At 71.4% G+C, this 20597-nt stretch carries 23 protein-coding genes; 14 read left to right on the top strand and 9 right to left on the bottom strand.

Annotated elements, in window-relative coordinates; genetic code table 11:
- Positions 1-44 precede the first annotated feature (44 nt).
- From ACZ7OU_RS22090 to ACZ7OU_RS22070, 5 genes are all read left to right on the top strand, one after another.
- Positions 45-974: an ABC transporter ATP-binding protein gene (locus ACZ7OU_RS22090; protein WP_470256459.1), complete on the top strand. Its 930-nt coding sequence runs from the start codon at positions 45-47 to the stop codon at positions 972-974.
- Positions 971-1810 carry an ABC transporter permease gene (locus ACZ7OU_RS22085; protein WP_470256458.1) on the top strand — a complete coding sequence of 280 codons (840 nt, stop codon included), beginning with the start codon at positions 971-973 and terminating at the stop codon, positions 1808-1810. The genes ACZ7OU_RS22090 and ACZ7OU_RS22085 overlap by 4 nt, the downstream gene beginning before the upstream one ends.
- Before the next feature lie 21 nt (positions 1811-1831).
- Positions 1832-3079 (top strand): sensor histidine kinase, encoded by a 1248-nt coding sequence (locus ACZ7OU_RS22080; RefSeq protein ID WP_470256457.1) that lies wholly within the window; start codon positions 1832-1834, stop codon positions 3077-3079.
- Positions 3076-3747, top strand: a complete 672-nt coding sequence (locus tag ACZ7OU_RS22075; protein WP_470256456.1) for a response regulator — start codon at positions 3076-3078, stop codon at positions 3745-3747. The genes ACZ7OU_RS22080 and ACZ7OU_RS22075 overlap by 4 nt, the downstream gene beginning before the upstream one ends.
- Positions 3748-3927: 180 nt before the next feature.
- Positions 3928-5196, top strand: a complete 1269-nt coding sequence (locus ACZ7OU_RS22070) for a hypothetical protein (protein ID WP_470256455.1) — start codon at positions 3928-3930, stop codon at positions 5194-5196.
- Positions 5197-5246: 50 nt separating this feature from the next.
- Here the strand turns inward: ACZ7OU_RS22070 and ACZ7OU_RS22065 are convergent, their stop codons facing one another.
- Both ACZ7OU_RS22065 and ACZ7OU_RS22060 read right to left on the bottom strand, forming a co-directional pair.
- A complete protein-coding gene (locus tag ACZ7OU_RS22065) occupies positions 5247-5882 on the bottom strand; it encodes a lysozyme family protein (RefSeq protein ID WP_470256454.1) in 636 nt (211 codons plus the stop codon).
- Positions 5883-5912: 30 nt separating this feature from the next.
- The gene (locus tag ACZ7OU_RS22060; RefSeq protein WP_470256453.1) at positions 5913-6182 is read right to left on the bottom strand and encodes a hypothetical protein; all 270 of its coding nucleotides are present in this window, start codon (positions 6180-6182) and stop codon (positions 5913-5915) included.
- Positions 6183-6275: 93 nt separating this feature from the next.
- On the opposite strand from ACZ7OU_RS22060, the gene ACZ7OU_RS22055 reads away from it, so the two are divergent.
- From ACZ7OU_RS22055 to ACZ7OU_RS22025, 7 genes are all read left to right on the top strand, one after another.
- Positions 6276-6965, top strand: a complete 690-nt coding sequence (locus ACZ7OU_RS22055) for a phosphatase PAP2 family protein (protein ID WP_470256452.1) — start codon at positions 6276-6278, stop codon at positions 6963-6965.
- Positions 6966-7049: 84 nt separating this feature from the next.
- Positions 7050-7673, top strand: coding sequence for a hypothetical protein (locus ACZ7OU_RS22050; RefSeq protein WP_470256451.1), 624 nt, complete (start codon positions 7050-7052; stop codon positions 7671-7673).
- On the top strand, positions 7673-8362 hold the full coding sequence (locus ACZ7OU_RS22045) for an ABC transporter ATP-binding protein (RefSeq protein ID WP_470256450.1): 690 nt from the start codon (positions 7673-7675) through the stop codon (positions 8360-8362). The genes ACZ7OU_RS22050 and ACZ7OU_RS22045 overlap by 1 nt, the downstream gene beginning before the upstream one ends.
- The gene (locus tag ACZ7OU_RS22040; protein ID WP_470256449.1) at positions 8359-9036 is read left to right on the top strand and encodes an ABC transporter ATP-binding protein; all 678 of its coding nucleotides are present in this window, start codon (positions 8359-8361) and stop codon (positions 9034-9036) included. The genes ACZ7OU_RS22045 and ACZ7OU_RS22040 overlap by 4 nt, the downstream gene beginning before the upstream one ends.
- Positions 9033-11663, top strand: coding sequence for an ABC transporter permease (locus ACZ7OU_RS22035; RefSeq protein ID WP_470256448.1), 2631 nt, complete (start codon positions 9033-9035; stop codon positions 11661-11663). The genes ACZ7OU_RS22040 and ACZ7OU_RS22035 overlap by 4 nt, the downstream gene beginning before the upstream one ends.
- 59 nt (positions 11664-11722) lie before the next feature.
- Entirely contained in the window at positions 11723-12463 is a 741-nt protein-coding gene (locus ACZ7OU_RS22030; RefSeq protein WP_470256447.1) for an ABC transporter permease, read from the top strand.
- 84 nt (positions 12464-12547) lie between these two features.
- A complete protein-coding gene (locus tag ACZ7OU_RS22025) occupies positions 12548-13783 on the top strand; it encodes a COG4705 family protein (RefSeq protein ID WP_470256446.1) in 1236 nt (411 codons plus the stop codon).
- Between the two features lie 16 nt (positions 13784-13799).
- Here ACZ7OU_RS22025 and ACZ7OU_RS22020 read toward each other — a convergent pair whose 3' ends face one another.
- Entirely contained in the window at positions 13800-14186 is a 387-nt protein-coding gene (locus tag ACZ7OU_RS22020; protein ID WP_470256445.1) for a DUF1707 SHOCT-like domain-containing protein, read from the bottom strand.
- A gap of 15 nt (positions 14187-14201) precedes the next feature.
- On the opposite strand from ACZ7OU_RS22020, the gene ACZ7OU_RS22015 reads away from it, so the two are divergent.
- Complete coding sequence (locus ACZ7OU_RS22015) at positions 14202-14333, top strand: hypothetical protein (RefSeq protein ID WP_470256444.1); 132 nt, start codon at positions 14202-14204, stop codon at positions 14331-14333.
- Between the two features lie 120 nt (positions 14334-14453).
- Here the strand turns inward: ACZ7OU_RS22015 and ACZ7OU_RS22010 are convergent, their stop codons facing one another.
- The 3 genes from ACZ7OU_RS22010 to ACZ7OU_RS22000 form a co-directional block, all read right to left on the bottom strand.
- Positions 14454-15284, bottom strand: coding sequence for an undecaprenyl-diphosphate phosphatase (locus ACZ7OU_RS22010; RefSeq protein ID WP_470257644.1), 831 nt, complete (start codon positions 15282-15284; stop codon positions 14454-14456).
- Between the two features lie 105 nt (positions 15285-15389).
- The gene (locus ACZ7OU_RS22005; RefSeq protein WP_470256443.1) at positions 15390-15833 is read right to left on the bottom strand and encodes a DUF1707 SHOCT-like domain-containing protein; all 444 of its coding nucleotides are present in this window, start codon (positions 15831-15833) and stop codon (positions 15390-15392) included.
- 82 nt (positions 15834-15915) lie between these two features.
- Entirely contained in the window at positions 15916-16599 is a 684-nt protein-coding gene (locus tag ACZ7OU_RS22000) for a response regulator transcription factor (RefSeq protein WP_470256442.1), read from the bottom strand.
- Between the two features lie 139 nt (positions 16600-16738).
- Here ACZ7OU_RS22000 and ACZ7OU_RS21995 point away from each other — a divergent pair, with 139 nt between their 5' ends.
- On the top strand, positions 16739-18034 hold the full coding sequence (locus ACZ7OU_RS21995; RefSeq protein ID WP_470256441.1) for a sensor histidine kinase: 1296 nt from the start codon (positions 16739-16741) through the stop codon (positions 18032-18034).
- Here ACZ7OU_RS21995 and ACZ7OU_RS21990 read toward each other — a convergent pair.
- From ACZ7OU_RS21990 to ACZ7OU_RS21980, 3 genes are all read right to left on the bottom strand, one after another.
- On the bottom strand, positions 17985-19079 hold the full coding sequence (locus ACZ7OU_RS21990; protein WP_470256440.1) for a hypothetical protein: 1095 nt from the start codon (positions 19077-19079) through the stop codon (positions 17985-17987). The two genes, ACZ7OU_RS21995 and ACZ7OU_RS21990, sit on opposite strands and share 50 nt — an antisense overlap.
- A gap of 137 nt (positions 19080-19216) precedes the next feature.
- Positions 19217-19846 (bottom strand): DedA family protein, encoded by a 630-nt coding sequence (locus tag ACZ7OU_RS21985; RefSeq protein ID WP_470256439.1) that lies wholly within the window; start codon positions 19844-19846, stop codon positions 19217-19219.
- Positions 19847-19916: 70 nt separating this feature from the next.
- Positions 19917-20507, bottom strand: coding sequence for an Rv1733c family protein (locus ACZ7OU_RS21980; protein ID WP_470256438.1), 591 nt, complete (start codon positions 20505-20507; stop codon positions 19917-19919).
- Positions 20508-20597 lie beyond the last annotated feature (90 nt).

Here is a 20597-nt window from a genome sequence, read left to right as displayed (position 1 = left end):
GTTCTAGGGTTCGGCCACTCCGGCCGAAAGGACCAGCACGCCCCATGATCGAAGCTCGCGCGGTAACCAAACGCTACGGTGACAGAACCGCCGTGGACGACCTCACGTTCACGGTGAAACCCGGTGTGGTGACCGGGTTCCTCGGCCCGAACGGCGCGGGCAAGTCCACGACCATCCGGATGATCATGGGTCTCGACGCGCCCACGTCCGGCTCGGTCACGGTCAACGGCAAGCTCTACCGCAAGCACGCGGCGCCGTTGCACGAGGTCGGCGCCTTGCTCGAGGCGAAAGCCGTCCACACCGGACGATCCGCCTACAACCACCTGCTGGCCCTCGCGTTGAGCACCGGCATCCCGCGCCGGCGCGTCGACGAGGTCATCGAGCTGGTCGGCCTCGGTGACGTCGCCCGCAAGCGCGTCGGCGGGTTCTCCCTCGGGATGGGCCAGCGCCTCGGCGTCGCCGCCGCGCTGCTCGGCGATCCCGCGACCCTCGTGCTCGACGAGCCGGTCAACGGGCTCGACCCGCAGGGCATCCTCTGGATCCGGAACCTGCTGCGCGGCTTGGCCGCCGAGGGCCGGACCGTCTTCGTCTCCTCGCACTTGATGAGCGAGATGGCTTTGACCGCCGAGCACCTGATCGTGATCGGCAAGGGCCGGCTCATCGCCGACACCTCGGTCGAAGAGTTCGTCCAGCGCGCGTCCAGCCGAGTCGTGCGGGTTCGTACGCCGGAAGCCGAGCGGCTGCGCGACCTGGTCGCCGGATCGGGGGTCAGCGTCACCGACCTGGCGCCCGGGCTGCTGGAAGTCAGCGGGCTCGACGGCGCGGAGATCGGCCGGATCGCCTGCCGCGAAGCTGTCCCGCTCGAGGAGCTCACGCCGGTTCAGGCGTCCCTGGAACAGGCGTTCATGGAGCTCACCGACGACGCTCTCGAATACCGGGTTACCCCCAGCGCCCAGGAAAGGTCCGCGTCATGACGACCACCGCCGCCCCGGCCACCAGCGACGGCGCGCGGGCGTCGCTGCCGGGTGACCTCGAGGTGACGCCCGTCCGGGTGCTGCGCTCGGAGTGGCTGAAGTTCCGCACGGTCCGCTCTTCGCCGCTGGCGGTCGCCGTGACCGTGGTCGGCATGATCGCCCTCGGCTGGATCTTCTCGGCCGCCGACGCGAGCCGCTGGCCGGTCATGCGTCCCCAGGCCAAAGCCCACTTCGACCCGACCGACGTCAGCATCCGCGGCTACGTCCTCGCGCAACTGGTCCTCGGCGTCCTCGGCGTGCTCGTCGTCTCCGGCGAGTACGGGACCGGGATGATCCGCGCGACCTTCTCCGCCGTGCCCACCCGGACACCGGTGCTGTGGGCGAAGCTCGCCATCTTCGCGGTCGTGTCGTTCGTGGTGGGCACGGTCAGCTCCTTCGCCGCGTTCCTCGGCGGGCAGGCGTTCCTCAGCTCCCAGCACATCGAGACGACCCTGTCGGCGCCCGGGGTGTTCCGCGCCGTGTTCGGCGTCGGCCTCTACCTGACCGTGGTGGGCATGCTCGGCGTCGCGCTCGGCTGGCTGATCCGGCACACGGCCGGCGCCATCGCCACCTTGTTCGGCCTGCTGCTCGTGCTGCCCGGGATCGCCGAGGCCCTGCCGGACAGCTGGGCCCCGCACATCGTTCCGTACCTGCCGAGCAACGCCGGTCAAGCTCTGCTGGCGGTGCGACCGGATCCGGTCATGCTCGCGCCGTGGACCGGTTTCGCGGTGTTCTGCGCCTACGTCGCGGTGGCGCTCGTGGCCGCGGTCGTGGTGCTCGAACGTCGCGACGCCTGACCGGTGGGGGATGATGGCGGGGTGAGCGACGCGGGTGCGGCGTGGCCGGTGTCCGAACACGGCCTGGTCAGCGGGTGGCCCGGAGCCGACCGGCTCCGGAACTGGACCCGCCGCCGTCCCCTGGCCACCGACGTGCTGCTGGCCGGTGCGCTGCTGCCGCTCGCGCTCGCCGTCGAGCACCGCGGGGTGGCGCCCGGCGCCCGTCCGGTCCTGTTCGGGCTCGGTGTCCTGCTGGTTTCGACGCTCGCGTTCCGCCGTCGCCTCCCGCTGACCACCTTGGCCGCGTCGAGCACCGTCGCGCTGGTCCAGGGGTTCATCGGCACGGCGTTCCCGCCGACCGTGATCGCGGTGCTCGTCGCCGTCTACACGGTCGGCGGGCACACCGGACGACGGCAGGCGCTCACCGCGCTGGCCGCGCTCGGAGTGGTGATCGCGGTCGTGGTCTTCCGGAACGACGAGTTCGCCGAGTCCGCCGCCCGGTTCGTGTTCGCCGTCGCCATGGTCGTCGCGGCGTTCGTGCTCGGCGTGAACGTCCGGATGCGCCGGGTCTACCTGGCGTCGCTGCGGGACCGGGCGTTGCGCGCCGAACGCGAACGCGACCAGCAGTCCCAGATCGCGGCCGCGCGCGAGCGGGCGACCATCGCCCGGGAGATGCACGACATCGTCGCGCACAACCTGTCGGTGATGATCGCCCTCGCCGACGGCGCCGCCTACGCCGCGCGAACCGACGCGGCCGCCGCCGAAACCGCGTCGCTGCACGTCTCCGCGACCGGACGCCAAGCACTCGACGAAATGCACCGGCTGCTCGGTGTGCTGCGCGGCACCGGCGGGGAAAGCCCTCGCACGCCGCAACCCGGGGTCGCCCAGATCGACGACCTCGTCACCCAGGTGCGCACGACCGGCCTGCCGACGTCGTGGACGATCACCGGCGAACGGTTCCCCCTCTCCCCCACCGCCGGGCTCGCCCTCTACCGCGTCGCCCAGGAAGCGCTGACCAACGTGCTCAAGCACGCCGTCCGGCCGTCGGCCGCGCACATCCGCCTGACCTACGCCGACCCGGTCGTCACGCTCGAAGTCGACGACGACGGCGCCGGCCGCGACACCGCGGCTCCCGCGGCCGGGCATGGGCTCAGCGGCATGCGGGAACGCGCCGCCGTCTTCGCCGGCGACGTCGCCGCCGGACCGCGGCCCGGCGGCGGCTGGCGGGTCGCGGCCCGGCTCGAACCCGGTCGCGTCCCCGGTGACACCGCGGCGGTGGCCGGCACATGATCAGCATCCTCCTAGTCGACGACGAACCGTTGCTGCGCCTGGGTTTCCGGTTGGTCCTGGAGTCCCGGCCGGACTTCACCGTCGTCGGTGAGGCCGCCGACGGCGCGGCCGCGGTCAGCCGCACCGCCGAACTCGACCCCGACGTCGTCGTGATGGACGTCCGCATGCCCGGGATGGACGGGATCGAAGCGACTCGCGAGATCGTGCGGACGCACCCCCGCTCCCGCGTGCTCATCCTGACCACGTTCGACGTCGACGAATACGCCTTTCCCGGCCTGAAAGCGGGCGCGAGCGGGTTCCTGCTGAAGAACGTCCCGCCCGAGGACCTCATCTCCGCGATCCGGGCGGTCGCCGGCGGCGACGCCGTCGTCGCCCCGAGCGTCACCCGGCGGCTCCTGGACGCGATGGCCGCCCGGCTCCCCGACCCGGCGGCGGCCGACGGAACCCCGGTCACCGAGCGCGGGCTCGACCGGCTGACCGACCGCGAGCTCGAAGTCCTCCGCAAGCTCGCCCGCGGTTTGTCCAACGCCGAGATCGCCGACGAGCTGGTGCTGTCGGAGGCGACGGTGAAGACCCACGTCGGGCGCATCCTCAACAAGCTCGAGCTGCGCGACCGGGTGCAGGCGGTCGTGCTCGCCTACGACGTCGGCCTGGTCCGGCCGGCTTGACCGCACCGAGCGGCGACAGCAATTCTTTCCGCTCTCGCTAACCTGACGCTAACCTTCGCACTGGTACATCGGAACGTTCGCGGATCTCCTTTTGTTTCAAGGACAATTGCGCTTTCTGTGAACCTCCTCTCATCGCCCGTCGTGTCCTGTGACGAGGTGGCGACCTGAGAGGAGGGGCTGATGCCCCACGTGCGCACGGCCGGACGGCACCGCAAACCGGCGACGATCGGACTCGTCGCCCTGCTGGGTGTCGCGGGCGCGACCGCGACCGCGATCGCCTTGAGCAGTCCGGCGAGCAATGCGGCGACGGCGAACTGTTCCAGCCTCGACACGGCATTGCAGAACAACCTCACCTACATCGCGAGCCAGCAGGTCGCACCGGACGCCCAGTCCGCGGCCCGGATCGCCGACGGCAAAGCGAAGGCCGGACAGATCCAGCAGAACCGGCAGAACGCCGGCTGCCAGGCGAAGGTCGCCGCGAACAAGGCGGCGGCCGACTGCGCGAAAGTCGCCGGGGCGGCTGACGCCGTCGCGGCGGCCGATCAGAGTGGCATGGCGAACCGGAAAGGGATGAAAAACGGGGCCGCCGCTCAGAACGACGTGAACCAGCAGGACATGGCCGGCGCGAACGGCATGGCCGGTGCGCAGGACATGGCCGGCGCCGCCGACCAGGGAACGGCCGGACAGCAAGCCTGCGCGGTCGTCCAGCAGTGCCTCGCCCAGCAGGCCGCCGCCACGGACACCAACGGCATGGCGACCACGAGCGCGACGGCGAGCCCGACCGCGGCGGCCAGCCAGAACGGCATGGCCGATCAGAACAGCGCGGGTAACCAGAACGGCGCCGCGGACCAAAACGGCATGGCCGGCCAGAACAGCGCTGCAGACTCGACTGCGGCGACGGCACCCCAGGACTCGACGGCCGGTCAGGACTGCGCCGCCATCCTGCAGTGCGTCGACCAGGCCGCCGGCACCGCCGCGGCCACGATGGGCCAGCAAGGCATGGCCATGGGCCATAACGGCGCCGCCGACCAGAAGGCGAAGAACAAGAACAAGGCCGACCAGCAAGCCGCCGACCAGGCAGCGACGGCCGCGGCCGACTGCGTCGCGGCGGCTTCCACCGGCGGCACCCAAGCCCCTGACACTCAGGCAGCCGACAGCCAGTCGGCCGGCTCTCAGGACGCGAGTTCCGCGGCTGCCTCCGGCGACGTCGTCTGCTCCGGATCGACCGTCACCCTCTCGGGCGACGCCGGATCTCCCGCCGCGTCCAGCAACCAGTTCCCGGTCGGCACCATGCTCAAGGTCACGAACCTGGACAACGCGAAGTCCGTCACCGTGCCGGTCACCTCGACGTCCGGCAGTTGTGTGCTGCTGAACAACTCGGCCTTCGCCAAGATCCACGAGGCGGGCAAGCAGGTCGTCCGGCACGCGAAGGTTCAGCGGGTCGGCTGACGAACCCGGTGGTGTGTGCGCCGCGGACGTCGGTGCGCACACCACCGGACTCAGCCGTTCTTGACCGCGGCGCCGGCCTTCGCCCAATTGGCCCGCAGGTTGTCCAGGTAGGTCCGTGCTTGCGTGCCCGGTGCGGTTCCCTTCGCGAACGCCTTCATGTTGCCGGGCCCGGCGTTGTAGCCCAGCGCCAGCAGCTCGTCGGTCGTGTACTGGCCGACGTGCTTCGCGGGCAGCTGGGCGGCCAGATCGTGCAAATACCAAGCCTCGGCCTCGATGGCCAGATCCGGGTCGTCGGGCAGCTCCTGCCAGTTCCGGCCGGCGAACGGCCGCCCGCGGCGGGTGTCGTCGAACGTGGCGCGGTGCATGTTCGCCACTCCGAACGCCGCGTCCGGCTTGAGCTGCTGCCACGAGCGCTCGAGCTGCGGATCGTGGGGCTTGTAATCCTCGTTGTAGAGGACGGCCAGCACGAGCTGCGGGTCGACGCCCGCCTCGCGCGAGCGTGCCACGACCTGCGGCACGAACTTGGCCGGATCGGGATTCACCCCGGTCGACTCGGTCGACTGGCTGGTGGTCGGCGAGGCCGACGGGACCGACGACGCGGGAGCGGTCACACCGGAGGGCGCGGCACACCCGCTCACCGCCGCGGCGACGACGCACCCGAGCACGAACCCGCGATACACCCGCACAGCTTCCCCTCTCGTAGGTCCCCAGCGAGATCACTTTCGCCTCCAGCTGCGCAGCACGACGCTCGCCACCAGGACTACCAGAGGCGCGAGCACCGACGTCGTGCACACGGCGATCAGCGGCAGGCCCGGGCGCGGCCGGCCGGTGACCCCCGGCGGCGGGTCGGGTGGGCGGAAACGCAGGCTCGTGGTCATGTGGTGCCAGACGAAGATCTCGCGGTAGATCGTGTACCAGCTGAACGCCCACACGAGCACAGCGCCTCGTCGCACCCATCGCAGCGACCGGTCGTGATCAGCCGGCATGGCGATCAGCTCCTCCTCCGGTGCTCGCAGGTTAACGCGCTTTAGCGCACCGGGAACCCGCTGCTGGCCATCGCCGCCATAGTTTCGAGTCTCGTGGCTTCGAAGTCGTCGCCGGCGCACCCTGCCGGCCTGAGTGTCCGGAAACCCTTCTGGGCGGCAGCCGTCGCGCTCGTGGTTTTCCTCGCGCTTCTCGCTTCGGCGAGTGACTTCCTGCCCTGGGCCACCGGCTTCGACCTCGACGCGCACGCCTGGTTCGTGGCACACCGCACGGCCGGCTGGACCACCGCGGCCGCCGTGATCACCTCGACGGCATCCTCGGCGTACACCGCTCCCTTGGTGTTCCTGGTCGCCGCCGCGCTCACGCGGGGCTCGGTCCGGGCGCGGCTGACCCGGGCCGTGCTGGTTCTGCTGCTGATGTTGTCCGCCGTCCTGGGCCGGTTCGCGATCTCCGAACTGATCGCGCGGCCGCGCCCTCCCACGGCGGACTGGGCCGTCTACGCCGGCGGCTTGTCCTTCCCCTCGGGCCACACCTCCGACGCCGCCTTGGCCGCCGGGCTCATCGCCTGGCTCGTCGTGCGCCGGTTCGACCGCGCTCCGCGGTGGCCGGTCTGGCTGCTCGCGGCCGGCTATGCCCTGCTGATCGCCTGGACGCGGGTCTACCTCGGCGTGCACTGGCCGACCGACGTGCTCGGCAGCCTCGCGTTCGTCACAGCCTGGCTGTCCGCCGCGCTGGTCTTCCAGCGGCTCGACGAGCGGGTCGCGACGTCGTCGTATCTCGCGTGACTTTGCCTTGCTCGAACCTTGCGCGAGCAGTTCCCTTCCGCGCCGGGTTCTAGCGTGCGGGAAATGGCAGCGCAGGGAGAACCCATGTCCACAGCCACCCCGGCCCGCATCGCCTCCGCGGCGGTCTTGATCTCGGTGCTCGCCGCCTGCAGCAGCGGCACTTCGGCGCCGGTCCCGAGCTCGTCGGCCCAGCCCTCGGGCGGCGCGCCGGCGAGCAGCAGCCCCGCCGAGACGGAAACCAACCCCGCCGGCGACATCCCCGACAACCAGGCCTACGTGCCCTTCACCCCGGCGGGCGGTGGCTTCACCGTCAAGATCCCGGAGGGCTGGGCGTCCTCGGCCGCGGGCTCGACGACGACCTTCACCGACAAGCTCAACCAGGTCCAGGTGACGTCGTCGCGCACCGGCGGGGCACCGACCGCGGCGTCGGTCACCACGTCCGATGTGCCGTCGGTGAAAGGGAAAACGCCGAACTTCGCGATGGGGCAGGTGTCGACGGTCGCCCGCACCGCCGGCCCGGTGGTGCTGCTGACCTACCAGGGCGACTCCGCGCCGAACGCCGTGACCGGGAAGGTCGTGCGCGACGCGTTCGAGCGCTACAGCTTCTTCCGGGCCGGGCTCCGGGTCGACCTGACGCTCTCCGGGCCCACCAACGCCGACAACGTCGATCCCTGGCGGACCGTCACCGACTCCCTGCGCTTCTCGTGATGTCCGCCGGCGCCCTCGACTGGTCGACTCCCGCGCTGCGGGCACGCGACCTCTACCGCTTCTTCCGCACCGGCGACGACGAGACCCTCGCCCTGCGCGGCGTGTCGCTGACCGTCGCCCGCGGCGAGATCGTCGCGGTCGTCGGCCCGTCGGGCTCGGGGAAGTCGACGCTGCTCGCTTGCCTGGCCGGATTGGACGAGCCGGCGGGCGGCAGCGTCGAGATCGTCGGCGAACGGATCAGCCACCGGCCGGAAGCGGTCCGCGCGAGGATCCGCGCGCACCGGATCGGGGTGCTCCTGCAGTCCCGCAACCTCCTCCCGCACCTCGACGTGCGCGGCAACATCGACCTGGCGCGCCGGGCCCTGCGGTACGGCAGCTTCCGCCCGTCGATCACCGAACTGCTCGACCAGGTCGGTCTCGCGCACCGCGCCAAGGCGACTCCCCCGCAGTTGTCCGGAGGAGAGCTCGCCCGGGCGGGCCTCGCCGTCGCGCTGGCCAACGAACCGGCCGTCCTGCTCGCCGACGAGCCGACCGGTGAGCTCGACGGCCACACCGAACAGGAGATCCTCGACTTGCTCCGCACGCACGCCGACCAGGGCACCGGACTGCTGATCGTGACCCACAGCACCGAAGTCGTCGCGATCGCCGACCGGGTGCTAACCATCGAGGACGGGGTGGTGGCCGCATGAGCGCCGGACCACTGGTCGTCTGCGACGACGTGGCTCGCACGTTCGGCACCGGCCCGTCCGCCGTCGTCGCCGTCCACGGGACCAGCTGCGGTGTCCACAGTGGAGACCGGATCGCCATCGCCGGGCCATCCGGCTCCGGCAAGTCGACCCTGCTGCACCTGCTGGCCGGGCTGGAGGTCCCGACCCGCGGCAGCGTCCGCTGGCCCGGTCTCGACGACGGGAAGCGCGCCCGGGACATCGGGGTCGTGTTCCAGAGCCCGAGCCTGATCCCGGCCCTGGACGTGCGCGAAAACGCCGAGCTGCCGCTGATCATCGCCGGGGTCGAGGAGCCCGCGCGCAGCGAACGCGTGGCCGAGGCCCTGGCCGTGGTCGGCGTCGAGGACCTCGCCGCCAAGCTGCCCGAGGAGATCTCCGGCGGCCAGACCCAGCGGGTCGCGGTCGCGCGGGTCCTGGCCCAGCGACCTCGCCTGCTGCTCGCCGACGAGCCCACCGGACAGCTCGACCACGGCGCGGGGCAACGGCTGGTGGACGCGCTGCTGGCCGCGACCGGCCACCTCGACGCCGCGCTCGTGGTGACCACGCACGACAACGCCGTCATCGAGCGCCTGGAGACCCGGTGGAGCATGCACGAAGGCCGGCTCCACACCACCGCGACCCCGGCGGTGCCGTCGTGATCCTCCTTTGGCTGGGCGGGTTGCTGCGACGGCGGGCGGGACGGCTCTTCGCGACAGCCGGCGGGATCGCGCTCGCCGTCGCGCTGATCGCCGCGCTCGGTTCGTTCCTCGCCGCGTCGCAGGCCACCATGACCGCCCGCGCCCTGCGGTCGGTGGCCGTGGCCTGGCAGGTCGAGGTCCAGCCCGGCGGCGATCCCAACATCGTGCAGAACGCCCTGCAGGCCCTCCCCGGGACGGGCGCGGTCCGGACCGTCCACGTCACGCGCACCAGCGGTCTGCTCGCCACCACCGGCGGCACCACCCAGACCACCGGACCCGGGGTCGTCCTCGGCCTGCCGCCCGGCTACGCGGCGGCGTTCCCGGAGCAGATCCGGCAGCTCAGCGGCTCCCCGGACGGGGTCCTCATCGCGCAGCAGACGGCGTCGAACCTCCACGTCCACCCGGGCGACCGGGTGGACGTCGGCGGCTCCGCCAAGCCGGTCACCATCGCCGGGGTCGTCGACCTGCCGCAGGCCGACACGCTCTTCCAGAAAGTCGGCACCCCACCGCAAACGCAACCCTCCGCCCCGCCGGACAACGTGCTCCTGCTCCCCGAGTCCGTCTTCGCCGACGTGATCACGGGGAACGTGGTCACCCAGTTCCACGTCGCCCGCGACGCGCCCGCCTCGCAGGATCCCGCGACCGCCTACGAAACCGAGATCGCCGCCGCGCACAACTTCGAGGCCCAGGTCTCCGGGGCTGCCCTGGTCGGCAACAACGTCGGTGCCGCCCTCGACGCCGCCCGCGGGGACGCCGCCTACGCGCAGATGCTGTTCCTCTTCCTCGGTCTCCCCGGGGTCGTTCTCGCCGCCCTCCTCACCAGCGCGCTCGTCAAAGCCGGCGGCGACCGGCGACAGGCCGAACAAGCGCTGCTGCGGACCCGCGGGCACACCTCGAGAGCCGTGGCCGGGATCGCGGTCACCGAAGCCGCGTTCGTCGCGGCGCTGGGCGGTGGGGCCGGGCTGGTCATCGCCGCAGTCGCCGGACGCCTCGCGTTCGGCCCCGCGCCGGAAGACCGGAGCACGACCGCGACCGCGTGGTGGTACGGGATCGCGGTCGTCGCCGGGCTGCTGATCACGACCGTCACCGTGCTGGTGCCGGCCATCGCCGGACTGCGTGGGCGCACGGTGACCCAGACGCGGCAGGCGATCGGCACGCGGCGCTCCCCGTGGTGGGCCAAGGCCGGGCTCGACGTCCTGCTCCTCGTCGCGGCTCTCGTCGTGTTCTGGGCGTCGAGCGGCAACGGCTACTCCCTCGTGCTGGCACCGGAAGGCGTGCCGGCGATCTCGGTGTCCTACTGGGCGTTCCTCGGCCCGGCCTTGCTGTGGCTCGGGGCCGCGGCGTTGCTGTGGCGGCTCACCACGCTCGGGCTCAAGCACGGCCGAGTCCCCCTTCGCCGCATTCTGCTTCCGCTGTCCGGCCGATTGGCTCAGCCCGGCGCTGCCGCGCTCGCCCGGCAAAGCCGTCCGGTGGCACGCGCGATCGTGCTGCTCGCTCTCGCGTTGTCGTTCGCGGCCTCGACGGCGGTGTTCAACAGCACCTACGAGCAGCAAGCCGAAGCCGACGCCCAGCTCACCAACGGCGCCGACGTCACCGTCACCGAACCGCCGGCCACCGAAGTAACGCCCGCCGCGGGAACCCAGCTGCAGAACGTCGCCGGCGTCCGGCACGTCGAACCGGTCCAGCACCGGTTCGCCTACGTCGGCGCCGACCTCCAAGACCTCTACGGCATCCGACCGGACAGCATCCGGCAGGTCACCGCCCTGCAGGACGCCTACTTCCAAGGCGGCACCGCCGCCGAACTGATGGCCACGCTCGCCCACCGGCCCGACGCCATTCTCGTCAGCGCCGAGACCGTCAAGGACTTCCAGCTCAGCCCGGGCGACTTGATCAACCTCCGCGTCCAGGACTCCCGGACCAAGGCGCTACGGACCGTGCCCTTCCACTACAGCGGCATCGTCAAGGAGTTCCCGACGGCCCCCAAGGACAGCTTCTTCGTCGCCAACGCCGCCTACCTCGCGCAGGCCACCGGGTCCGACGCGGTCGGCGCGTTCCTCGTCGACACCGGGGGCAGCGACCAGCCCGACGTGGCCGGCAGGCTGCGAGCACAGCTGGGCACGGCCGCGACCGTCACGGACATCACCGAGACGCGCGCGCACGTCGGCTCCAGCCTGACGTCGGTCAACCTGCACGGGCTCACCCGCCTGGAGCTGACGTTCGCCGTGCTGATCGCCGCCGGCGCCGGGGGCATCGTGCTGGCGGTCGGCTTGGCCGAACGCCGGCGCAGCCTGGCGATCATGGCCGTGCTCGGAGCCCGGCGACGGCAGCTGCGCGGCCTGGTGCTCGGTGAAGGCCTCGTCGTGATCGCCGGCGGCCTGATCGGCGGCGGCCTCATCGCGTGGGGACTTTCGCGCATGCTCGTGAAGGTCCTGACCGGGGTCTTCGACCCGCCGCCGGACACGATCGCGGTGCCGTGGACCTACCTGGCCGTCACGGTCGCGGCGGTCGCGGTCGCGCTGGTGGTCGCGGCGCTGGCCGGTGCCCGCGCGTCCACTCGCCCCGCCGTGGAGGAACTCCGCGAGCTGTGACTGTCCACTGAGTACATTGTGAGCCGGAATTGACTGGGAAGTAGGGCAGAATCGGCAGCGTGAACAACGGAGCGATCACCTTCGGGCCCGCCCTCGTCGCGGTACTGGCCCTGCTCACCGCCGCCGGGGCCGCCGTCGTCCGATGGGGAGAGATCGGTCAGGGCCGGGCTGTCGTGATCGCCGCGGTCCGGGCCGTCGCACAGCTCGCCCTGGTGTCGCTGGTGATCACCGCCGTCCTGCGGTCGGCCCCGCTCACCGGCCTGTTCGTGCTGCTGATGTTCACCATCGCCGCGGTGACGTCCGCCCGCCGCGTCGGAACCTGGGCGAACCTGCCGTGGACCGCGGCAGCCATCGCCGCCGGAGTGGCCCCGGTGCTCGGCCTGGTACTGGGCGCCGGTGTCGTCCCGCTCCGGCCGATCGCCGTCGTGCCGATCGCCGGCATCGTCATCGGCGGCGCGATGACCGCGACGTCACAGGCCGCCCGCCGCGCCCTCGACGAGCTGAAATCCCGCCACGGCGAATACGAAGCCGCACTCGCCCTCGGGTTCCTGCCGCGGCCGGCCGCACTGGAAATCTGCCGCCCCTCAGCCGGGCACGCACTGATCCCGGCGCTGGACCAGACCCGCACGGTCGGCCTGGTGACACTCCCCGGCGCTTACGTGGGCGTGCTGCTCGGCGGCGCCGGACCCATCCAAGCGGGCCTGACGCAGGTGCTGGTGCTGATCGGGCTGCTCGCCGCCGAAGCCGTGTCGATCCTGGTCACCGTGCAGCTGGTCGCGGCCGGCAAGCTCGCCAAGTGATTCACCCGGCCGTGTCCCTCGGTTTTGCCAATCGCTCACGTCGCATTGGCGGAGCGTGAACACGGTTCTCGTTACGGTCCGCCGATGACTTCCACTCGAGTCCACAGGTCCAATCGCACGCTGCTCAACAAAGTTCCGGAAGTCACCCTGTACTTCTGGCTCATCAAGGTGTTGTGCACGACCGTCGGCGAGACCGCCGCGGACTTCCTCAACGTCGACCTCGGCCTGGGGTTGTCCGGGGTTTCGGTGATCACCGGCGTGCTCCTGGCCGTCGCGCTGGTGTTCCAGTTCCGCGCCACCCGCTACGTCGCCGGGCTCTACTGGCTGACCGTGGCGATCGTGAGCGTGTTCGGCACGCTGGTCACCGACAACCTCACCGACAACGCCGGGTTCCCGCTCGAAGCCAGCACCATCCTGTTCGGCGTTCTCCTCGCCGTCACGTTCGTGGTCTGGTACGCGTCGGAGAAGACGCTGTCCATCCACTCGATCGTGACCCGCCGCCGGGAGACGTTCTACTGGCTGGCGATCCTGTTCACCTTCGCCCTCGGCACCGCGACCGGCGACCTCATGGCCGAGGTGCTCGGCCTGGGCTACCTCGTCACCGGCGCCATCGTCGCCGCGCTGATCGCCGTGACCGCCGCCGCCTGGCGGGCCGGGCTGCACCCGGTGCTCGCTTTCTGGTTCATCTACGTCCTGACCCGGCCGCTCGGCGCGTCGCTGGGCGACTACCTCTCCCAGCCGTCGGACCAGGGCGGGCTGGGCCTGGGTGCGACCGTGACGAGCCTGATCTTCGTCGCGGCGATCATCACCACCGTCGTGTACCTGTCGGTGACGAAGTCCGACGTCACCTCCGGCGGAGCGGTCGCGCGGGCCGAGGAGCCGGCGCGGGGCGGGCTGTGGCAGACAGTGGTGTTCCTCGCCGTGATCCTCGTCGCCGGCGGCGTGGGGTACACCCTCCGCACCGCGGCACTGCAGGACGACACCTCGATCCCGGTCGCGCTGCCCCCCGCCCCCGGCGAGCCCGCGCGACCGGCGCCGGCCCACGCGTCGCCGCTCGGGGACGTGTCGACCTTCCGCGGCATCACGCAGGACACCTTGAACCTGCTCGACGGCGGAAACCAAGCGGCCGCGACCAGCCGCGTCGACGACCTCGAAATCCAGTGGGACAACGCAGAAGCCCGGTTGAAGCCCAAAAACCGGACCGAGTGGACGCGGGTCGACGGAAAGATCGACAAGGTCCTGCGCGAGCTCCGAGCGACCAGCCCGGACCAGACCGGGGAAAAGGACGCCCTCGGGGCGCTGCTGACCGCACTCGGCTGACCTCGCCGGGGCGCGGTCAGCCGTGGCCGTGCTCGACCGCGCCCATCTCGTGGCCTTCGAAACCGTGCACGGCACCCACGACGATCGCCGCGGCGATCAGGAGTCCGATGAGGACAGTCAGGACGACCAGCAGCCGGCGACGGCCGGGCAGGACCGCGACGTCGGCTCTGAACGCGGCACCGGCAGCGGCCAGGGTCCGGCGCCACCCGTCGGCGGCAGCCTGCTCCGGCACGGGCAGGTCGGCGGTCATCGAGGCCAGCTCGTGCCGGTAGCGGATCTGCTCAAGGCGCCCCAGACGTTCTTCGACCTCGGCGATCGTCAGCCTGCCCTCACCGGCCGCCGCGCAGAGGGCGGCGCGGACCTCCTCGCGTTCCGCGTCCGAGCAGCGGATCCCTTCGGGCACAGTGGTACCGAGCTCGTGCACCACTACGCCGAGGCCGACGTCTTCTGCATGCCCGGCACGGCCGAGCTGCAGAGCCTCGCGACCATGGAGGCCATGGCGGCGGGCCCCCGGTCATCGCCGCCGACGCGCTCGCCCTGCCCCACCTGATCCACCCCGGCGAGAACGGCTACCTGTTCGAACCGGGCGCGTTGACCACCGCGGCATGGCACGCCGTGAACGCGCCGCATCGGGTCGTCGAACTGCTTCCGGAGTGAACCGCGCGGCCGGTCACGCGTTCAGCACACCGGTGCCCAGCAAGCCGAGCAGGGCGACACCGGCGATGATCCGGTACACGACGAAAGCCGTGAAGGTGTGACCCGCGACGAACTTCAGCAGCCACGCGATCGCCCCGTACGCCACGACGAACGACACGACCGTCCCGACCAGCAGCGGTACCACGTCGAGGCCGCCACCCAAGGCGTCCTTCAGCTCGTACAGCCCGGCTCCGGTCAGCGCCGGGATCGACAGGAAGAACGACAGCCGCGTCGCCGCGACCCGGTCCAGGCCGCGCAGCAAGCCGGTCGAGATCGTCGCGCCGGAACGCGAGAAGCCCGGGAACAGCAGCGCCAGGATCTGCGACGAGCCCACCAGCATCGCGTCGGTCAGCGTGCTGTCGGCCTCGGCGCGCTTGCCGGTGCCGAAGCGGTCGGCGGCCCACATGATCGCGCTGCCGACGATCAGCGAAGCCGCCACCACCCACAGCGAAGCCAGCGGCCCCTTGACCAGCGACTGGAACAGCAGGCCGGCGGCCACGATCGGCAGCGTCGCGAGGATGACCCACCAGGCGAACTTGTAGTCGAACTCCTGCCTGGCCTCGGCGTTCACGATGCCCCGGCCCCAGGCTCCGACGATCCGCACGATGTCGCGGAAGAAGTAGACGAGCACCGCCGCGATGGCGCCGACCTGGATCACCGCGGTGAAGCCGACGACGGACTGGTCGTCGACGGGGATGCCGAGCAGTCCCTCGGTGATCTTCAGGTGCCCGGTGGACGAGACGGGCAGGAATTCGGTGAGGCCCTCCACGATGCCGAGGAGCACGGACTGGCCGAGGTCGATCACGCTCAAGAAAGGTTCCTTCACAGGGAGGTGGCAGGCACCCGGAAGGGGTCGAGGGGGAACCTCGGGTGCCTGCCGAGATCGAGCTGGAATCCCTCGTGGTCGTGCTCAGCCCCGGTCGACTCCGTGGTGCTCGAAGCCGTCATCTCCGAAGCCGTGGAACGCGGCGACGACCGCCGCGGCGAACAGCAGAGCCACCGCCAGCACCGCGAGCAGGACGACCAGCCGGCGCCGCCTGCTCGCGACCTCCGCGCCACGCCCGAACAGCGCGGCGAGGTCCGCCCCGAGCTGGTTCCTGGCCGACGCCAGGACCGGTGACCAGCCTGCGGACGAGCTCGCCGCAGCCGCCTGTGGGGGCAGGTCCGCGGTGGCCTCGGCGAGCTCGTCCCGGTAGCGGGCCGCGGCGACCCGAGTCAGGCGTTCTTCTACTTCGTCGACCGTGAGCCTGCCTTCGCCTGCGGCTTCGGCCAGCTGCTGCCGGGTCCGCTCCCGCTCGGCGTCCGAGCAGCGGATCCCGCTCGGATCGGTCATCGTCCGCCCCGGATCGATCATGGTTGTCTGCTTTCCGCCGCCAAGCTATCGGGTTTCGCGTTCGCCACCGGCTAGGACCGGGTTAACGCCGGGCAAGAACGGCTCACGACGCAGGCACCTCGAGCCGATAGCCGTACCCGCGCACGGTGGTGATGGTGGGTGCGTTCCCGGCAGCCTCCGCGAGTTTCCGGCGCAGCGTCACGATGTGGACGTCCAGTGTCTTCGTCGAACCTCGCCAGTGGGTGTCCCACACGTCGGCCATGAGCGTGTCCCGGCTGATGGCCGCGCCGGGCTCCTGCGCCAGGCGCTGCAACAGATCGAACTCCTTCGGCCGCAACGCGAGCTCGTCCCCGGCCAGCATGACCCGGCGGGCGGCCACCTGGACGACCATGTCGCCCACCCGTAAGGGGAGCACGTTCGACGAAGTGCCGCGGCGGAGGTGCGCGTGCAACCGGGCCAGCAGTTCGCGCAGCCGGAGCGGTTTCGTCAGGTAGTCGTCCGCGCCGACTTCCAGCCCCACGACGACGTCCATCTCCTGCGTCCGTGCCGTGGTCATGATGATCAGGGCGGTGGGGGTGATGGTCCGCGCGCGGCGGCAGACCTCGATGCCGTCCAGGTCCGGCAGGCCGAGGTCGAGGAGGATGACGTCGTACTCGTCGAGCTGCATCCGGCGGAGTGCCTCGCCACCCGTACGGGACCACATCACGTCGTAGTCGTGCATGCGGAGGGCGGATTCGAGCAGGCTTCCGATGGTTTCATCGTCTTCGACCAGGAGAACTGCCGCCATGGGGAAATGCTAGCGAATGTCGGTTAAAGAACCATGAGAACCGGACGGTTAACCCCGATCGAGCACAACGCTAACCTCGCGCTAACCTTATTCCTCCGCGCTTTGACGACAATCGCCCCGCCGCGGGCAGACTGTCGCCATGCGCAGACGCATCATTCTGCTCGCCGTCGCGGCGGCCCTGCTGGCCACCACCCTTTTCGGGGCACCGCTGGCGGTCGGCGTCGCCAGCTACTTCGCCCAGGACGAGCGCACGGAACTGGAACGCGCCGCCGACGCGGCCGCGCTGTCGGTCGCCGACGACGTGCTCATGCACACCAGCCTGCCGCAGTTCCCCGGATCGGAAGAGGACACGACCGGGCTCTACACGTCCGACGGCGTGCTGCTGACCGGAAACGGCCCGGCGACCGGCGACGCGATCGTGCAGCAGGCCCGCGGCGGCGACGTCGCGACCGGCGACGTCGGCTCGGACCTCGTCGTCGCGGTGCCGATCCTGCACGACTCCGTCCTGCAGGGCATCGTGCGCGCGTCGACCCCGCACACCGAGTGGTACCAGAAGGTCGCGGTCTCCTGGCTGGCGATGGCCGGACTGGCGATCGCGGCGATCGCCTTGACCTGGTTGCTGGCCGCGCGGCTCGCCGCCCGGGTGGCCGGTCCCCTCGAACAGCTGTCCACCGCCGCCGCGCGGCTCGGCGGGGGCGACTTCACCGTCCGGGCCCCGGTGAGCGGCATCGGCGAGATCGACCAGCTCGCCGAAGCGCTGGACCGGGCGGCGGTCCGGATCGGCGATGCCCTGGACCGGCAGCGCGCGCTGGCCGCGGACGCTTCACACCAGCTGCGCACCCCGTTGGCCGGCCTGCGCCTGCAGCTCGAGTCCGCGCTCGATCCCCCCGGCCAGGATCTGCCGGCCGCGGTGGAAGCCGCGCTCACCACCATGGACCGGATGGAGACGACGATCGACGACCTGGTGAGCCTGGCCAGCCGGCCCCCGGCCGACCGCGGGGTGATCCAGCCCGACGGCCTGCTGCGCGACGTCGTGGCCGGCTGGCGCGGCCTGCTCGCCGGCCAGGGCCGCCGTCTCCGGATCGACCGTCAAGCGACTGGACGCCCGAAAGCCGCCGAGGCCGCCGTCCGCCAGATCCTCGGGGTCCTGCTCGACAACGCCGTGATCCACGGCCGGGGGACGGTGACCATCCGGACCCGGGACACCGGCGACGCCTTCGCGATCGACGTCGCCGACGAAGGCCACGACGTCACCGACGCGCCGCACGTGTTCACGCGCGGCCACAGCGGCGCGGGCGGTTCGGGCATCGGCCTCGCCTTGGCCCGGGACCTGGCCGAGGCCGAAGGGGGACGCCTGCAGCTGGCGAGCCCGGCGCCCACGACGTTCACCTTGCTGCTGCCGACGGCCCCCGCAGCGCACCGCTCCGGGCCGTGACCGCGAAGAAGTCCCGCTGGTCGGCCGACAGGTAGCGGTCCGCGGCGGTGGGCATGTCCGGCGTCAGCGTCGTCGGGGCCGAGCCGGCGAGGTCCGGCCGGAACAGGCTCGCCGAGACCATTCCGCCGTGGATGTCCAGCTCCATGCCGCGCACCGCGCCGGCCGTCGCCAGCGCGTTCGCGAGCGCGGTCAGGGTCAGCTGGTTGCCCGCGACGTAAAGCAGCCTGCCCTGCGCGTCGACGCCGGCCCCGGACCGCCAGGTGAACTGGAACTGGTTCTTCGCGCTGCCCCACTGCCCGGCCGGGTTGCCGGACAGCCCGGGCACCGGCCGGCCGCCGTCGACGACCAGCTCCAGGTTCTGGCGCACCGCCGCGATGTCCGGGGTCGGCTGGGCGTCCCGGCCCCACAACGCGACGTTCGCGACGCCGGACTTGTCGATGACCAGCGACGCCATCCCGTTCTTGAGCGGGATCCCGGTCTGACCGTCGGCGTAGAACCCGCCCGGGGTGTCGCGGAACTTGAAGCCGGAGTTGAAGGTGGCCAGCAACGACGGACGCAGGGCGTCGGGGACCTGGGCGCCCTCGGGCCAGTGACCGCCGGGCTCCTTGGTCCCGGCGATCAGGTGCAGGTCGGTCCACTTCTGGTCGAACGCCACCACCGCCGCCACCACGCTGGTGTGGTCGGGATCCGGCCGGAGGAACGTCGTGAAGTCGGCAGGCTGACCGCCGGCCATCCGGGCGCCGGGGAGCCACGTCCCCTCCCCCGCCAGCGCACCGGGCAGGGTGGGCAGCGGGGCCGGAGCGTTCGCCGTGTCCCCGGTCCGGGTGCGCGGCACCACCGGCACGGCATTCGCGTCGGGTGTGCTGTTGCCCGGCGGATGCCGGGTGTAGTACCAGTTCTCCAGTGCGTTGACGACCGGCCCGGCCCCCATCTGCCGGGCCCAGTCCGCGGTGCGCGCGGTGAACGTCGCCGCCCCGGGCGCGGTGAGCGCCTGGACGTAGGTGACGGCCGGGTAGACCATCAGCACCAGAAAGACGCACAGCACGCGCCGCAAACGCTTTCGGCGGCGCTTGACCGGCCGCGGCGGAGAAGACGGCCGCCCGGCGGAAGTGGCTGCATCGACCATATTTCACGGTAACGAGACCGTGGTTCGGGTCAGTCCATCGAATTGCTAGCGAACGGCTAAGCGCGATCGCGGGATTCGTCACGCTTGCGGCCGCGGAGCAGTTCCAACGCGAGCGGAATGAGCGAGACGATGACGACGAGCGCGATGATCGGCAAGAGGTACTGGTCGATTCCGGGAATGCTGGAACCCAGCAGGTAGCCCGCGACCGTGACACCGACCGACCACAGGAGACCGCCCAGGACCTGCCAGAGCGTGAACGTCCGCGCGGGCACCTCGAGGATCCCCGCGAGCGGGTTCAGCACCGTCCGCACGACCGGGACGAACCGCGCGAGAACGATGGCTTTCGCGTGGCCGTAGCGGCTGAAGAGCTCTTCGGCCCGGGCCATCCCGCGGTGCAGGTGCTCGTTCCGCGACTTGGCGAGCAGGGCGCGGCCGCCCCGGCGACCGAGGAAGAACCCGGTCTGGGCGCCCAAGAGCGCCCCGGCGGCCGACGCGATCAGCACGGCGGGCAGCGAAAGGTGGACGGTGGCGGTGGCACTGGTGGTGCAGAACAGGCCGGCGGTGAAGAGCAGGGAGTCGCCGGGCAGGAAGAACCCGATCAGCAAACCGGTCTCCGCGAACAGGACGAGGAAGACGCCCGCCGTCCCGAGGCTGGACAGCCAGGCCGTGGCGCTCAGGGGGTTCATCGGTCACCTCTCTTCGACAACTACGTAGTAGTTCTACACCGATGTCGTTTTTGACTGCCACCCGCCCCGCTCACGGAGTCGTGGCGCCGCCTCGCCGGCGCAGCCACTCGCGATCCCACAACCGGGCCCGGCGCTTGTCCAACCCGCGGCGGAGCAGCAGGTAGACACCACCGACCACGACGAGCACCAGGGATTCCCAGACGACTCCGCCGAGGATCGCCGTCGTGAACACTTCGGCGCCGCCGGGTGGTGGGGCCACCTGACCGCCCGCTTGGTCGACCCACACCTGGACGTGTTGCGGCAGCGCCGGCCCCGCGCCCACCCGGACGAGGCCCTGCCGGATCCGACCGTCCGGCGCGGTCCAGGTGGCGGTGATCGTGGCCGTTTCCCCGCCTGCGGACTCCGCGCCGGCCGGCACCGGAATGTCCGGCCGCAGGGTCGCGACCACCAGGTGCCGCGACCGGGCATCCGCCGCCGCCTCGGCCGTCAGCCGTTCGTAGTCGGCGACGACGTGCGCGCAGATGACCGCGACGGAGGCGACGACGAGCACGCCCAGCGCGAGGACAAGCAGTGCTTCGAGCCGGTCGGACGCCCGAGCGGATCCGAGGAAGACCGGCTTGAGCAGCCGCATGCGCCGCGACACCCCACTCGATCTCCTCATGCTCCCAGGGTGCGCCACCCGATCCGGCTGTCGCAGCGGCATTTACCGCACGCTTGCCTGGCGCTGGAAGATGCTTGCCCGGCCGGACTC

The sequence above is a fragment of the Amycolatopsis sp. NPDC114505 genome, assembly GCF_055633615.1.
Note: the sequence above shows the minus strand (reverse complement) of the source record. Positions and strands in the feature narration are given on the sequence as shown.

Bases quoted from the DNA above. Each gene is read 5' to 3' on its own strand.
- ACZ7OU_RS22090 (WP_470256459.1), top strand. From the start codon at position 45: ATGATCGAAGCTCGCGCGGTAACCAAACGCTACGGTGACAGAACCGCC.
- ACZ7OU_RS22085 (WP_470256458.1), top strand. From the start codon at position 971: ATGACGACCACCGCCGCCCCGGCCACCAGCGACGGCGCGCGGGCGTCG.
- ACZ7OU_RS22075 (WP_470256456.1), top strand. From the start codon at position 3,076: ATGATCAGCATCCTCCTAGTCGACGACGAACCGTTGCTGCGCCTGGGT.
- ACZ7OU_RS22070 (WP_470256455.1), top strand. From the start codon at position 3,928: ATGCCCCACGTGCGCACGGCCGGACGGCACCGCAAACCGGCGACGATC.
- ACZ7OU_RS22060 (WP_470256453.1), bottom strand. From the start codon at position 6,182: ATGCCGGCTGATCACGACCGGTCGCTGCGATGGGTGCGACGAGGCGCT.
- ACZ7OU_RS22050 (WP_470256451.1), top strand. From the start codon at position 7,050: ATGTCCACAGCCACCCCGGCCCGCATCGCCTCCGCGGCGGTCTTGATC.
- ACZ7OU_RS22045 (WP_470256450.1), top strand. From the start codon at position 7,673: ATGTCCGCCGGCGCCCTCGACTGGTCGACTCCCGCGCTGCGGGCACGC.
- ACZ7OU_RS22040 (WP_470256449.1), top strand. From the start codon at position 8,359: ATGAGCGCCGGACCACTGGTCGTCTGCGACGACGTGGCTCGCACGTTC.
- ACZ7OU_RS22025 (WP_470256446.1), top strand. From the start codon at position 12,548: ATGACTTCCACTCGAGTCCACAGGTCCAATCGCACGCTGCTCAACAAA.
- ACZ7OU_RS22005 (WP_470256443.1), bottom strand. From the start codon at position 15,833: ATGATCGATCCGGGGCGGACGATGACCGATCCGAGCGGGATCCGCTGC.
- ACZ7OU_RS22000 (WP_470256442.1), bottom strand. From the start codon at position 16,599: ATGGCGGCAGTTCTCCTGGTCGAAGACGATGAAACCATCGGAAGCCTG.
- ACZ7OU_RS21995 (WP_470256441.1), top strand. From the start codon at position 16,739: ATGCGCAGACGCATCATTCTGCTCGCCGTCGCGGCGGCCCTGCTGGCC.
- ACZ7OU_RS21985 (WP_470256439.1), bottom strand. From the start codon at position 19,846: ATGAACCCCCTGAGCGCCACGGCCTGGCTGTCCAGCCTCGGGACGGCG.
- ACZ7OU_RS21980 (WP_470256438.1), bottom strand. From the start codon at position 20,507: ATGAGGAGATCGAGTGGGGTGTCGCGGCGCATGCGGCTGCTCAAGCCG.